The sequence below is a fragment of the Pseudomonas sp. LBUM1653 genome, from assembly GCF_059716115.1.
The window spans coordinates 2,174,798-2,188,559 of record NZ_CP166803.1 but is presented as its reverse complement, the minus strand read 5'-3'; the positions used below and the strand labels follow the sequence as shown (position 1 = coordinate 2,188,559).

General features: G+C 61.6%; 13 protein-coding genes. 12 read left to right on the top strand and 1 reads right to left on the bottom strand.

Going from position 1 to position 13,762, the window contains the following annotated elements:
• The first annotated feature begins 115 nt into the window (after positions 1 to 115).
• The 8 genes from ACA054_RS09955 (at position 116) to ACA054_RS09920 (ending at position 8,214) form a co-directional block, all read left to right on the top strand.
• The gene (locus tag ACA054_RS09955; RefSeq protein ID WP_497690270.1) at positions 116 to 982 is read left to right on the top strand and encodes a TauD/TfdA dioxygenase family protein; all 867 of its coding nucleotides are present in this window, start codon (positions 116 to 118) and stop codon (positions 980 to 982) included.
• A gap of 338 nt (positions 983 to 1,320) precedes the next feature.
• Complete coding sequence (locus ACA054_RS09950; protein ID WP_497690269.1) at positions 1,321 to 2,175, top strand: TauD/TfdA dioxygenase family protein; 855 nt, start codon at positions 1,321 to 1,323, stop codon at positions 2,173 to 2,175.
• Positions 2,176 to 2,253: 78 nt separating this feature from the next.
• On the top strand, positions 2,254 to 2,724 hold the full coding sequence (locus ACA054_RS09945; protein WP_497689222.1) for a 2,4'-dihydroxyacetophenone dioxygenase family protein: 471 nt from the start codon (positions 2,254 to 2,256) through the stop codon (positions 2,722 to 2,724).
• Positions 2,725 to 2,778: 54 nt separating this feature from the next.
• Positions 2,779 to 3,663, top strand: a complete 885-nt coding sequence (locus ACA054_RS09940; RefSeq protein ID WP_497689221.1) for an enoyl-CoA hydratase/isomerase family protein — start codon at positions 2,779 to 2,781, stop codon at positions 3,661 to 3,663.
• 856 nt (positions 3,664 to 4,519) lie between these two features.
• Positions 4,520 to 4,921 (top strand): carboxymuconolactone decarboxylase family protein, encoded by a 402-nt coding sequence (locus ACA054_RS09935; protein ID WP_497689220.1) that lies wholly within the window; start codon positions 4,520 to 4,522, stop codon positions 4,919 to 4,921.
• A gap of 124 nt (positions 4,922 to 5,045) precedes the next feature.
• Entirely contained in the window at positions 5,046 to 5,900 is an 855-nt protein-coding gene (locus tag ACA054_RS09930; protein ID WP_497690268.1) for a TauD/TfdA dioxygenase family protein, read from the top strand.
• Between the two features lie 19 nt (positions 5,901 to 5,919).
• Complete coding sequence (locus tag ACA054_RS09925; RefSeq protein ID WP_497689219.1) at positions 5,920 to 6,480, top strand: RBBP9/YdeN family alpha/beta hydrolase; 561 nt, start codon at positions 5,920 to 5,922, stop codon at positions 6,478 to 6,480.
• A gap of 90 nt (positions 6,481 to 6,570) precedes the next feature.
• The gene (locus tag ACA054_RS09920; RefSeq protein ID WP_497689218.1) at positions 6,571 to 8,214 is read left to right on the top strand and encodes a 3-(methylthio)propionyl-CoA ligase; all 1,644 of its coding nucleotides are present in this window, start codon (positions 6,571 to 6,573) and stop codon (positions 8,212 to 8,214) included.
• A gap of 60 nt (positions 8,215 to 8,274) precedes the next feature.
• Here ACA054_RS09920 and ACA054_RS09915 read toward each other — a convergent pair whose 3' ends face one another.
• Positions 8,275 to 9,321 (bottom strand): AraC family transcriptional regulator, encoded by a 1,047-nt coding sequence (locus ACA054_RS09915; RefSeq protein ID WP_497689217.1) that lies wholly within the window; start codon positions 9,319 to 9,321, stop codon positions 8,275 to 8,277.
• A gap of 112 nt (positions 9,322 to 9,433) precedes the next feature.
• On the opposite strand from ACA054_RS09915, the gene ACA054_RS09910 reads away from it, so the two are divergent.
• The 4 genes from ACA054_RS09910 to ACA054_RS09895 all read left to right on the top strand — a co-directional run bounded on the left by ACA054_RS09910 (position 9,434) and on the right by ACA054_RS09895 (position 13,730).
• On the top strand, positions 9,434 to 9,835 hold the full coding sequence (locus tag ACA054_RS09910; protein WP_497689216.1) for a carboxymuconolactone decarboxylase family protein: 402 nt from the start codon (positions 9,434 to 9,436) through the stop codon (positions 9,833 to 9,835).
• A 109-nt stretch (positions 9,836 to 9,944) separates the two neighbouring features.
• Positions 9,945 to 10,991, top strand: coding sequence for a beta-keto acid cleavage family enzyme (locus ACA054_RS09905; protein ID WP_497689215.1), 1,047 nt, complete (start codon positions 9,945 to 9,947; stop codon positions 10,989 to 10,991).
• A 162-nt stretch (positions 10,992 to 11,153) separates the two neighbouring features.
• Positions 11,154 to 12,020 carry a TauD/TfdA dioxygenase family protein gene (locus tag ACA054_RS09900; RefSeq protein WP_497690267.1) on the top strand — a complete coding sequence of 289 codons (867 nt, stop codon included), beginning with the start codon at positions 11,154 to 11,156 and terminating at the stop codon, positions 12,018 to 12,020.
• Between the two features lie 66 nt (positions 12,021 to 12,086).
• The gene (locus ACA054_RS09895) at positions 12,087 to 13,730 is read left to right on the top strand and encodes a 3-(methylthio)propionyl-CoA ligase (protein ID WP_497689214.1); all 1,644 of its coding nucleotides are present in this window, start codon (positions 12,087 to 12,089) and stop codon (positions 13,728 to 13,730) included.
• Positions 13,731 to 13,762: the final 32 nt, after the last annotated feature.

The following is a 13,762-nucleotide window of genomic DNA, read 5'->3' as shown; positions in this document are numbered from 1 at the left end:
CCGCAGTTCAATGACCTATAGACAGCACCAGGAGACAGTGATGACAGAATCTCACGTAACCCGTCCTGTGACAGGTTCCGCAGCCATCGTTCGACCGTCGGCACTCAAGAACTCCCTGAAGGTCGAGCTGCTGTCGCCGGCCCTCGGGGTCGAGATCAGCAACGTCAGTCTGATCGATGCCGGCCAGGACGCCGAGCTGTTCGCCGAGATCAAGGCGCTCTGGCTCAAGCACAAACTGTTGGTGTTCCGCGATCAGGATATTTCGCCGCTGCAACAGCAAACCTTTGCCGAGCGCTTCGGCGAACTCGATGTGCACAGGGTCTACGCCGGCATGCCGGAGGCGCCGAAGATTCTGGCCATCGATGAAGCGGGTAGAAGCAACCTCCCCGGTTATGACAAGCCGAGAAGCTTCGAGAACAACTGGCATTCGGACACCATGAACCAGTCCGAGCCGCTGATGGGCGCGGTATTGCGTTGCGTCCACTGCCCGGAACTCGGCGGCGATACCCTGTGGGCCAACATGGCGCTCGCGTATGAAACGCTACCGGAACACGTGAAACAGCAACTTGAAGGCCTGTATGCCAGGAGCAGTATCGAGACCGCGTTCTGCGGTGGCATGCCGATCGAGAAGCGCCATGAAATGGTGGGGAAAAATCCGCCACCCGAGCATCCCGTCGTACGCACCCACCCCGAGACCGGGGAGAAGATCCTGTATGTATGTATGAACTACGTTACTAATTTCACCAACTGGAACGACGGCAAACGGGTGCGCTACGGCCAGGACATGCACGAGGGCAACCATTTGCTGAGTTACCTGGCCTCACGGGCCACGATTCCCGAATTCCAGGTGCGCCTGCGTTGGCGGGCGAACACCGTCGCCGTCTGGGATAACCGCTCGACCCAGCACTACGCGGCGTTCGATTACCACCCCCAGCCCCGACTCATGCTGCGCGCCGGTATCAAGGGGAATCGCCCGGTCTGACACCATAGTCGCTACACAGGGTTTCGCGCCCCCCTTCCACAAAGAGGGGGCAATTCCGGTCTTCCGGACGCGAACCCTCACCCGCCTCCTCAACCCTCTGGAACACCGCTACGGTGTACCTCAGGCGTGCCTGTCCCAAACTGTCAAGCCAATGTCCCCAGCCGTCATTCGAACGCTGCCCTGGGCGCGGATACTGCGTCCATTCCGAACGTTCCTTCTTCCCTGAAGAACCAAAACAACAACAAAAGGCCGCCATCGGGTGGCCCGAACACGGAGACACGTCCATGACTATCCCTCGTGCACCTGCCATCGTCCGCGCCGGCTCGTTGTCTGACTCGATCAAGGTCGAGCAACTCACCTGCTCCATCGGCGCGGAAATCAGCAACATCAACCTCGGTGTCGCCTCACGCGACACGGCGATGATGGCCGAAATCCGCAAGCTGATGCTGCAACATCGGGTGCTGTTCTTCCGTGACCAGGACATCACGCGCGCCGAGCATGCGGCCTTCGCTCGTCATTTCGGCGAGTTGGACGTGCATCCCTACACCCCCCTCGACCCCGAAGAGCCTGGCTTGCAGCGTATCTACAAATCGCCCGAGAGCCCGGACGGTGTCGGACGCTACGAAAGTGCCTTTCATTCCGATGCCACCTTTCGCCAGAAGCCACCCTTGGGCTGCGTGTTGCGCTGCATCGAATGCCCGCCGGTAGGCGGCGACACGATGTGGGCCAACATGGCGCTGGCTTATGAGGGGTTGCCAGAGCATGTCAAAACCCAGATTGCCGACTTGCGCGCCAGTCACAGCCTCCAATCCACCTTCGGCGCGAAGCTACCAATCGAGCAACGCCGGGCTCTGCACGCCAAATATCCCGACTCCGAACACCCTGTGGTACGTACCCACCCTGAGACGGGCGAGAAAGTCCTTTTCGTCAGCGGCTACGCCACGCACTTCACCAACTTTCACACCCCCGCCAACGTGCGCTTCGGACTGGATTTCGCGCCGGGCAGCGCGCAGCTGCTGCAGTACCTGATCAGCCGGGCGTTCATCCCCGAGTACCAGGTGCGCTTCCGTTGGAAACCCAACAGTGTCGCCCTGTGGGACAACCGCAGCACGCAGCACCTGGCCGTGATGGATTACCCACCCTGCCACCGAAAAATGGAACGCGCCGAAATCGTCGGCGACGCCCCGTTCTGATCCCGCCGGATTTTTATTTTCCAGGCTCGAGATCTGAATCAGGTCTCGTTTGCCCACCATCGCACCGGAGCAACAACCATGTTTCATCAACAGATCGACACCGCCGTCATTGATGCTGAATCGCTGCCGTGGATGCCATTCGCACCGTTCAGTGACGAGATCCTGATCAAGTACATCAAGGCCGATCCGATTCGCGGCGAGGTCATCAACATGCTCAAGGCCCCTCCCGGTTCGGAACTGCCCATGCACCACCACTCCGGCACGGTGATTGTCTACACCATCCAGGGCAGCTGGAAGTACAAGGAACACGACTGGGTTGCCGGTCCTGGCAGCATCGTCTACGAGACCGCCGCGTCCCGCCACACGCCCGAAGTGGTCAACACCAGTGGCGATCTGATCGTGCTGAATATCATTCTTGGCGACCTGGTATTCCTGGGTGAGAACGACCAGGTGCTGGCGATCGAGAACTGGAAGACCTCCGTCGAGCGTTATGAAGCCTTTTGCAAGCGCGAGAACATCGAGATGCCCGACATCACGGCCTTCGGCTAAGCGATACCAATCTTGCATCAAGCCCCTGCCGTTGAGTCATGAAAGGTTGAAAACATGAACACCGAAGCTACCCCAATGACGCCACTGACCCCGCAAGAACTGGAACACAAATTCAGCCAGTTGTTGTTGCAGACCCTACCGATGCCGGATCCGGACGACAATGTACTGCTGGAGTTCGCCGAAGGTGGCCGGGTAGCGATCATTTCCTTCAACCGCCCCGACGCCTTCCACGCAATCACCAACAAGATGGCCACCCGTCTTGGTGAAATCATCCGGCACGTATCGCTGCAGTCCCAGGTGCGCTGCGTCATCGTGACGGGCACCGGCAACAACTTCGGTGGCGTCACCGATTTGAGCGAACGCGGCAGTTTTACTGCCGATGAGCGCAGGCAGCAGCGGCTCGGCTTTGATCAGGTCAGCTATGCCGTACGCAACCTGAAGAAGCCGATCTTCGCGGCGGTGCACGGCTATTCGGGCTCGGGCGCAATGGAGCTGGCAATCGGCATGGATTTCATCATTGCGGCGGACAATGCGACGTTCAATCTGCCGGATGCGATGGTCGGGATCGCCAATGCCTCGGGAGGATCGGTCTTTCTGCCCCGCGTGCTGTCACCCGGCAAAGCCATGGAGATGATGATGACGGGGGAACTGATCACCGCGCAGGAAGCGCATCGCCTGGGCATGGTCAATCATGTAGTGACAAAAGAGCAGCTCATGCCATTGGCGCTGGAAATCGCCAGGAAGATCGTGCACAACTCGCCCACCGCCATCGAGGCGCAGAAGCAGGCCATGAAGTACGGCTACGGGCAACCGACCGAAATGGCGATCCAGCTGTCGCAAATGACCAACGCCCGGGCTGCGGTCCATCCGGATTATGCCGAAGGCATACAGGCATTCCTCGAACGCCGGGAAGCCCGATTCAGGGACTCCGATCAGTAACGTGTCGCCCTGCTCGCCTCGTGGGATCACAAGTCCCATGAGGCGGTAATGCTGTTCACTTTGGGTTGAATGGCTCCAGGTGCGTATTTGGATTGGGTGTATATCCATTCCTGCGGTAACGGCCACCTATGGTTTCGCTTTTACAGCGAATCACTTGGAAGCACGGAACGCCGCCCGGCCTGTAGGAGCGAGCATGCTCGCTCCTACAGGGCCCGCCGCGATGGGGCAAGAAAATCAACAGCAACAGCAACAGCAACAGCCAAAGCGAGGCGGCCTGATAGCCGACCTGACTGCAGGTCTGTCCGCGATCCCATTGTGGGAGCGAGCCTGCTCGCGAAAAACGTCCAGACAACGCGTTCATCCAGACAGGGCGCGTTATCGTTGACGACCATCGCGAGCAGGCTCGCTCCCACAGGGGATCAGGTACAGCCGTAAAGTCAGGTCGGCTCTAAGGCCGCCTCGCTTTGGCTTTAGATTTTGGGCGCCCCGTTAAACCACGATGGCCGAACGCAGGCATTGCGCAGTGGGGAAACCGGCAGGACGCCGGTTTAGCCGCGCTGGGCCAGGGATGGCCCATCGCGGCGACCCACGGAGCAATGCCGGAGTGAGGGCATGCCGAGCCCAGGCGAGGCACCGAGTGGTGGGGCAAAGCCTTTTGGTTCCTTTTTGGCGTTTGAAAAAGGGACTCGCCGTAAGGGCGAAACCATAGGTGGCCGTTACCGCAGCAATGGATATCCCCCCAATCCAGATTTTCCGCATGTCCCGACGGGGTAATCAAATGTCCCAACCTGTCAATCATGAGGTGACATGAGTGCGGATACTGCCTTCCATCCATCCGATTGAAGGAGCCCATGCCATGAACTCATCTCAAGCCGCTGCGCCGACTACACCGATTTGTGACTCGTTGCGCGCCAGCGGCTACTGGAACCCGAACTGGGAGCCCTTCGCCGTGCTCGATCCGGCATGGACCGAGAAATTCATGGCGATGGCCACGGCACCACTGGCGTCGGGAGTGCTCGACGCGAAAACCGTCGAATTCATCGCGATCGCCGTCGACGCATCGTGCACCCACATGTATGGGCCGGGCGTGCGCAACCACATCCGCAAGGCGCTTGAACTGGGCGCCACCCAGGAAGAAATCACCGCGGTGCTGCAATGCGTGAGCGTGCTCGGCATCCATTCGATGAGCCTGGGTGCGCCGATCCTGATTGAAGAATTGGCCGCACACGCCAAAGCACAGGCCGCATCCATCGGCTGAGCCCCCAGCCTGAAAACCAAAAACGACAATAAGGGCCACCCTCCGGTGACCCGAACACGGAGACACGTCCATGACGACCCCTCGTGCGCCTGCCATCGTCAGCGCCAGCTCGTTATCCGATTCGATCAAGGTCGAGCAGCTCACCTGTTCCATCGGCGCGCAAATCAGCAACATCAACCTCGGCGTCGCCTCGCGCGACCCGGCGATGATGGCCGAAATCCACAAGTTAATGCTGCAACACCGAGTGCTGTTTTTCCGCGACCAGGACATCACACGCGCCGAGCATGTGGCCTTCGCGCGCTACTTCGGCGAGCTGGACGTTCACCCCTACGCTCCTGGCGATCCGGAGAACCCGGGCCTGCAGACCATCTACAAAACGCCCGACAGGCCGGACGGTGCAGGACGCTACGAAAACGGCTGGCACAGCGATGCTACCTGGCGCCAAAAGACACCATTCGGTGCTGTACTGCGCTGCATCGAATGCCCGCCCGTGGGCGGCGACACCATGTGGGCCAACATGGCGATGGCGTATGAGGGTCTGCCGGAACACATCAAGACCCAAATTGCCGGCTTGCGTGCCAGTCACAGCCTGCAGTCCTCTTTCGGTGCGGCGCACCCCATCGAAAAACGCCAGGCGCTGCACGCCCAGTACCCCGATGCCGAACACCCCGTTGTACGCATTCACCCGGAGACGGGCGAAAAGATCCTCTTCGTCAGCGGCTACGCCACGCACTTCACCAACTTCCATACCCCCGACAACGTGCGCTTCGGGCTGGACTACGCGCCCGGCAGCGCACAGCTGCTGCAGTACCTGATCAGCCGAGCATGCATTCCGGAATACCAGGTGCGCTTCCGTTGGCAGCCGAACAGCGTCGCCCTATGGGACAACCGCAGCACCCAGCACCTGGCCGTGATGGATTACCCGCCCTGTCACCGCAAGATGGATCGCGCCGAAATCATCGGCGACGTCCCGTTCTGACATGACCAGAGGACAAACCATGACCGAGCCAACCATTCTCATCGTCCCCGGCTTGCGCGACGAGGTGCCACAGCACTGGCAGACGTTGTTGGCGGCACGCCTGCCGCGTGTTCGCAGCGTTGCGCCGATGGGGCGCGAGGACCTGGACTGCGCCGCCCGTATCGCGGCCATCGAGCGCGAGGCACAAGCCATCGATGGCCCACTGGTGATCGTCGCACACAGCGCCGGCTGCATCATGGTGGCGCACTGGGCGCTGCAGACCAGGCGCCCGGTGCAAGGCGCGTTACTGGCCACGCCACCCGATCTGGAATCCCCCGCACCGCAGGGTAATCCCACCATGCAAGCGCTGCTCGCGGGCGGCTGGCTGCCGGTGCCACGATCCAGGCTGCCCTTTCGCAGCATCGTCGGCGCCAGTCGCAATGACCCCTTGGGAAGCTTCGAGCGCGTCGCCGCACTGGCATTCGATTGGGGAAGCGAGCTCGCTGACCTGGGCCAGGTCGGCCACCTGAATCCAGCATCGGGACACGGCGATTGGCCCCAGGCGCAAGCGTTCATTGCACAGCTCAGCACGACGCGCTGAGTACCCCATATCCCATTCAAGGATGTCGAGTGTCGTCACCCCTTTCGGCATCCGCGAATTTTCAAGTTTGTTGCATTCAGGAGCATCCAGATGCTGGGTTTGATGCAAGACCAACCGTTGCTGATTTCGTCATTGATCGAGTTCGCGGAGCTTCACCACGGTGATGCCGAAATCGTCTCGCGACGGGTCGAAGGCGACATCCATCGCACAAGCTGGCGCGAAGTCGCCTCGCGCTCGCGACAGGTGGCCAATGCGCTGGACCACGAAAAGCTGCAGTTCAGCGACCGCGTCGCCACCCTGGCCTGGAACGGTTATCGCCACCTGGAGCTCTACTATGGCGTAAGCGGCACTGGCCGCGTGCTGCACACCATCAACCCGCGACTGCACCCCGACCAGATTGCCTGGATCGTAAATCATGCCGAAGACCAGATCCTGTGCTTCGATCTCAGCTTTCTGCCGATCGTGCAGGCTGTTCACGGCAAATGCCCCACGGTCAAAAAATGGATTGCCCTGTGCGATGCGCACACGCTGCCCGTCGACAGTGGTGTGCCCAACCTGGTGAGCTACGAAGCCTGGATCGGCCAGCACGGCTCAACCTACGACTGGCCCGTCTTCGACGAGAACTCGGCGTCGAGCCTTTGCTACACCAGCGGCACCACCGGCAATCCCAAGGGCGCGCTCTACAGTCACCGCTCAACCATGTTGCATGCCTATGCCGCCGCCCTGCCGGACGTGATGGCGATCTCGGCGCGCGATTCGGTGCTGCCGGTGGTGCCGATGTTCCACGTCAATGCCTGGGGCATCCCCTACTCGGCCGCGTTGGTCGGCGCCAAGCTGGTATTTCCCGGCCCGGCGCTCGATGGCAAATCGGTATTCGAGCTGATCGAGTCCGAAAAAGTCAGTCTTGCCGCCGGCGTGCCGACGGTGTGGCAGATGATGCTGGGCCATATGCAAACCCATGGTCTGCAGTTCTCGATCTTGAAGCGCACCCTCATTGGCGGCTCGGCCTGTCCGCCAGCCATGATCAATGCCTTTCAGCACCAATATGGCGTCGAAGTGCTGCACGGCTGGGGCATGACCGAGTTGTCGCCGCTGGGCGCGCTGTGCACCTTGAAAAACAAGCACCTTGCGCAATCGCCGGAACAGCAGATGGCGATCCGCCTGAAGCAGGGCCGTGGCATTTTCGGCGTCGACATGAAGATCGTCGATGCCGAGGGCAAGAAACTGCCGTGGGATGGCAAGACTTCCGGCGATCTGCTGGTCAAGGGACCGTGGGTGGTCAAGGGCTACTTCAAGAGCGAGGGCGGTGACCCGCTGGTGCCCGATGCGCAAGGGCGCGGCTGGTTCCCCACCGGCGACGTCGCCACCCTCGATGCCGATGGCTATCTGCAGATCACCGACCGCAGCAAGGACGTGATCAAGTCCGGCGGCGAGTGGATCAGCTCCATCGACGTCGAAAACATCGCGGTTGCGCATCCGGCGATCGCGATGGCGGCCTGCATCGGTGTGGCGCATCCGAAGTGGGACGAACGCCCGATCGTCGTGGTAGTCACCAAACCCGGTAGTGAGATTTCGCGCGAAGAGCTGTTGGCCTTTTACGAGGGCAAGACGGCCAAGTGGCAGATTCCGGACGACGTGGTGTTCGCCGAGGCGATCCCGCTCGGCGCCACCGGCAAGATCCTCAAGGCGCGGTTGCGCGAACAACTGAGCGACTACAAACTCCCGGGCCTTTGAGTCGCGAGGACTTCGGTCCGCGCAACTGAAGGTCGTCGGGGACCAAGCGTCGACGCTTCGTTACAAACCAGGCCCCTGATTTTCCTCGTGGAAGTCGGGGCTTTTTGTTTTTGACGTCGCCCGCCGCTGCGCCGCGCTGACGCCATAATGCTGCCGATACCAGCGCGAGAACGCGCTCGGCGCCGAGAAACCCAGCAGTCCGGACACCTCTGAAAGCGGCCGCTCACCCTCGTCGATGTAACGCGCAGCCAGCTCGTGCCGCGCCGCCTCGACAATGCCGCTGAAGGTCTCGCCTTCTTTTGCGAGCTGCCGATGGACCGAACGCCGGTCCACCCCGAGATGCTGTGCCACTAACTCGACGGTGCAATGACCGGCGGGCAGGAGCACGAACACCAGCTGTCGCACATCGTTGGTGACCTTCTTGACGTTGCCGCCGTGCAGGCTCGCTTCGAGCATCTGGCGTGCATATCGGGCGATCACGGGATCGGCAGTGGGGTTCGGCGTGTCGAGATCCCGCGCGTTGCAGATGATGCCGTTGAAGTCGTGCCCGAACTCGACGTTGCGACCGAATACGCGCCAATGAACCGTGCGGTCCTTCGGTGCCGCGTGGGCGAAACAGACGCGCTTTGCACGCCAGTTCGGGCCGAGAAATACTTTCAACATGAGGAACAGGACAGCGATCACCAACTCGGAGGATTGCCGCACCGGCGCGGCCTTGCCGACGATCACCTCCTCGCGGATGACGACCATGTCGCCCGTTTCTTCGACCTTCAGGTACATCGCCGCATTGTAAAGGCTGCGAAAGCGTACGAGCACATCGAGCGCGCGTCGCAGCGTCGGCTCCTCGCGCACGAGCAGGCTCACTGGCCCGAGATTGGAAAGACGGCGCAATTCGGCCATGCGCAACCCGAAGGCCAGGTCACCGCTGCGGTCCGCGCACAGTTCGAGCAGGTGCAGAACGGCATCCGCAGGCACCTTCAGATCAGGGTCACGCAAGGCGCCCGCGGGCAGGCCGGCCTCGGCGAGCATCGCGTAGGGGTTGAGGCCGGCGTTGCGCGCGACTTCGGAGAAACCGGTCAGGCTGGCGCTACGCAGCAAATTGGACATGCAGTCCTCCAATCGTCCCGAAATGGTAATTGAGCGTCCCCATCCGTCAATCATAAGGCGCGTCGAGTGCGGATACTTCCTCCATCCGAACGGAACTGAAGGAACCCATGCGATGAACCTGCCCCAAGTACCTGCGCCGGCTACACCCGTCAGTGACTCGCTGCGTGCAAGTGGCTACTGGAACCCCAATTGGGAGCCGTTTGCCGCGCTCGATCCGGCATGGACCGAGAAATTCATGGCGATGGCCATGACGCCACTGGCGTCGGGCGTGCTCGACGCGAAAACCGTCGAGTTCATCGCGATCGCCGTCGACGCGTCGTGCACCCACATGTATGGCCCGGGTGTGCGCAATCACATCCGCAAGGCGCTCGAGCTGGGTGCCTCCCAGGAAGAAATCACCGCGGTGCTGCAATGCGTGAGCGTGCTCGGCATTCACACGATGAGCCTGGGCGCACCGATCCTGCTTGAAGAACTGGCCGCACATGCCCAAGGCCAGGCTGCATCTGTCGGCTGAACACCAGCGAGACAAACCGCCCCCAATCATTGACGACGCCGTTCATTGACCGGCCCCGCCGTCATCGACAAGCCACTGATGAAATAACAACAACTGAAGGACACACATCATGCAATTCCTCGACGACTCCCTGTTGCCCGAAAACCAGCAAAAACTCGTGATCCAGGTCGCCCCCTACGGGCCAGAATGGGTACCCGGTGATTCCGCTGACATCCCGGTCACCATGGATGAGCAAGTCCAGAAAGCGGTCGATTGCTGGAACGCCGGTGCCACCGTCCTGCACGTGCACGTGCGTGAGGAAGACGGCAAAGGCAGCAAGCGCCTGTCGCAGTTCAATGAGCTATTGGCACGCCTGCGTGAAGCCGTGCCACAGATGATCCTGCAGGTCGGCGGCTCGATCTCCTTCGCCCCTGAGAACGAGGGCGAGGCTGCGAAGTGGCAGAGCGACGACACGCGCCACATGCTGGCCGAACTCACTCCACGCGCCGATCAGGTGACGGTGGTGATCAACACCACTCAGTTTAACGCGATGGACCTGTTCACCGAGGAGGACATTGCCGGCACTTCACTGGCGAACCCGGCGCTGCAGGAGGCCTATCGCAACATGGTCGTGCCGTCCAATCCGGAGTGGCATGTGGAGCACCTGCGCCGTCTGGTGGCCAACGGCGTCCAGCCGCATTTCATGCTGACCGGCCTGAGCTCGCTGGACTCGGTCGAACGTCTGGTGCGGCGCGGGGCGTATTGCGGTCCGCTGGTCCTCAACTATACGGCGGTTGGCGGTGGTGCAGCTGGCGTGCATCCGGCCGACCTGCTGGAGTTCGTACGCCGTACGCCCGATGGCTCAGTACTCACTATCGAGAGCCTCGGCCGTAGCGTATTCCCGATGAACACGATGGCGATCGCGCTCGGCCTGCATGTGCGCGTCGGTATCGAGGACACGCTACGCGGCCCGACGGGCGAGCGCATGACCTCGGTGCAGCAGATCGAGTCGATGGTGCGTATTGCCCGCGAACTCAATCGCGACGTCGCCAACGGCGAGGAAGCACGGCGCATCTACAAGCTCGGCGAGAACTATCGCGACGCCAATGAAACGCTGGCCAAACTCGGCTGGGCGCCGAACCGCCGTGCGGGCGAACGGGGCTTTCCGCTGCGCTAGGCCCCTCTTGCGGGTGGGCGCCAGTTCCGTTGCCGGAAGGCCAGGACGACCCACCCCTCAATGACCTGACAGTACCAGGAGATAGTGATGACAGAATCTCAAGTAACCCGTCCCATAGCAGGTGCCCCGGCCATCGTCCGCCCCTCGGCACTCAACAACTCCCTGAAGATCGAGCTGCTGTCGCCGGCCCTTGGGGCCGAGATCAGCAACGTCAGCCTGATCGACGCTTGCCAGGACGCCGAGCTGTTCGCCGAGATCAGGGCACTGTGGCTCAAGCACAAAGTGCTGGTCTTTCGTGACCAGGACATCACGCCGCTGCAACAGCAGACCTTTGCAGAGTGCTTCGGCGAACTCGATGAACACACACTCTACCCCGGCATGCCGGAGGCGCCGAAGATCCTGGCTATCGATATAGCCGCAAGACCGGCAATCTCGGGTTCCCAGAACATGAGAAGTTTCGAGAACAACTGGCATTCGGACACCATGTCCCAGCCTGAGCCGCTGAAGGGCGCGGTGTTGCGCTGCGTGACCTGCCCGGAGGTCGGCGGCGACACGCTGTGGGCCAACATGGCACTCGCCTACGAGACGTTGCCGGAGCATGTGAAACAGCAGATCGAGGGTCTGTATGCCAGGAGCAGCATCGAGGTCGCATTCTGCGGCGGCATGGCGACCGAGAAGCGCCATGAGACGGCGGCGAAGAATCCGCCCCCCGAGCATCCCGTGGTGCGCACGCACCCCGAGACCGGCGAGAAGATCCTGTATGTGTGCATGGGCTATGTCACCAGCTTCACCAACTGGCACACCGCCCAACGGGTGCAGTACGGCCAGGACATGTTCGAGCGCGCTCATATGCTGACCTATCTGGCCTCGCGGGCGACGATTCCCGAGCTCCAGATGCGCCTGCGCTGGCGTCCGAACACCGTCGTCGCCTGGGACAACCGCTCGACCCAGCATTACGCGAGCTACGACTACCACCCGCAGCCGCGGCGCCTGCTGCGCGCTGGCATCAAGGGCGATCGCCCGGTCTGACGACATGTCGCGAGTTTGCGCTGCCCGCGAACTTCAACAGTGTTCTATTGAAACAGGAGCATCCCGATGCTGGGTTTGATGCAAGACCAACCGTTGCTGATTTCGTCATTGATCGAGTTCGCGGAGCTTCACCACGGTGATGCCGAAATCGTCTCGCGACGGGTCGAAGGCGACATCCACCACACCACCTGGCGCGAGGTCGCCGCGCGCTCGCGACAGGTGGCCAATGCGCTGGACCACGAAAAGCTGCAGTTCAGCGACCGCGTCGCCACCCTGGCCTGGAACGGTTATCGCCATCTGGAGCTGTACTACGGCGTAAGCGGTACGGGTCGGGTGCTGCACACCATCAACCCTCGGCTGCACCCCGACCAGATTGCCTGGATCGCCAACCATGCCGAAGACCAGATCCTGTGCTTTGATCTCAGCTTCCTGCCGATCGTGCAGGCTGTTCACGGCCAATGTCCCACGGTCAAAAAGTGGATCGCCCTATGCGATGCGCACACGTTGCCCGTCGACAGTGGCATACCCAACCTGGTGAGCTACGAGGCCTGGATCGGTAAGCACGACACGACCTACGACTGGCCCAGCTTTGACGAGAACTCGGCGTCGAGCCTTTGCTACACCAGCGGCACCACCGGCAATCCCAAGGGCGCGCTCTACAGTCACCGTTCCACCATGCTGCATGCCTATGCCGCCGCCCTGCCGGACGTGATGGCGATCTCGGCGCGCGATTCGGTGCTGCCGGTGGTGCCGATGTTCCACGTCAACGCCTGGGGTATCCCCTACTCTGCCGCGTTGGTCGGTGCCAAGCTGGTGTTTCCCGGCCCGGCGCTCGATGGCAAATCGGTGTTTGAGCTGATCGAGGCCGAGGAAGTCAGCTTTGCCGCTGGCGTGCCGACTGTGTGGCAGATGATGCTGGGCCACATGGAGGTTAACGGCCTCGCGTTCTCGACCCTCAAGCGTACCGTGATCGGCGGCTCGGCCTGTCCGCCAGCAATGATCAATGCCTTCCAGCAGCAGTACGGCGTCGAGGTGTTACATGCCTGGGGCATGACCGAGCTGTCACCACTGGGCACGCTATGCACGTTGAAGAACAAGCACCTCACGCAATCGCCGGAACAGCAGATGGCCATCCGCCTGAAACAGGGGCGTGGCATCTTCGGCGTCGACATGAAGATCATCGATGCCGAAGGCAAGAACCTGCCATGGGATGGCAAGTCCTCCGGCGACCTGCTGGTCACGGGGCCGTGGGTGGTCAAGAGCTACTTCAAGCATGAGGGCAGCGATCCGTTGGTGCCCGATGAACAGGGACGCGGCTGGTTCCCCACCGGCGACGTCGCCACCCTCGATGCCGACGGCTATCTGCAGATCACCGACCGCAGCAAGGACGTGATCAAGTCCGGTGGCGAATGGATCAGCTCCATCGACGTCGAGAACATCGCGGTTGCGCACCCGGCCATTGCCATGGCCGCCTGCATTGGCGTGGCACATCCGAAGTGGGACGAACGCCCGATTGTCGTGGTGACCAGGAAGCCCGGCGGCGAGGTTTCGCGCGAGGAGCTGTTGGCGTTCTACGAGGGCAAGACGGCCAAGTGGCAGATTCCGGACGATGTGGTGTTCGCCGAGGCGATCCCGCTTGGCGCCACCGGCAAGATCCTCAAGGCGCTGTTGCGCGAACAGCTGAGCGACTACCGGTTGCCGGGTATTTGAAAAGCGAGGACCGCGGTTCGCGGTCCACCCAC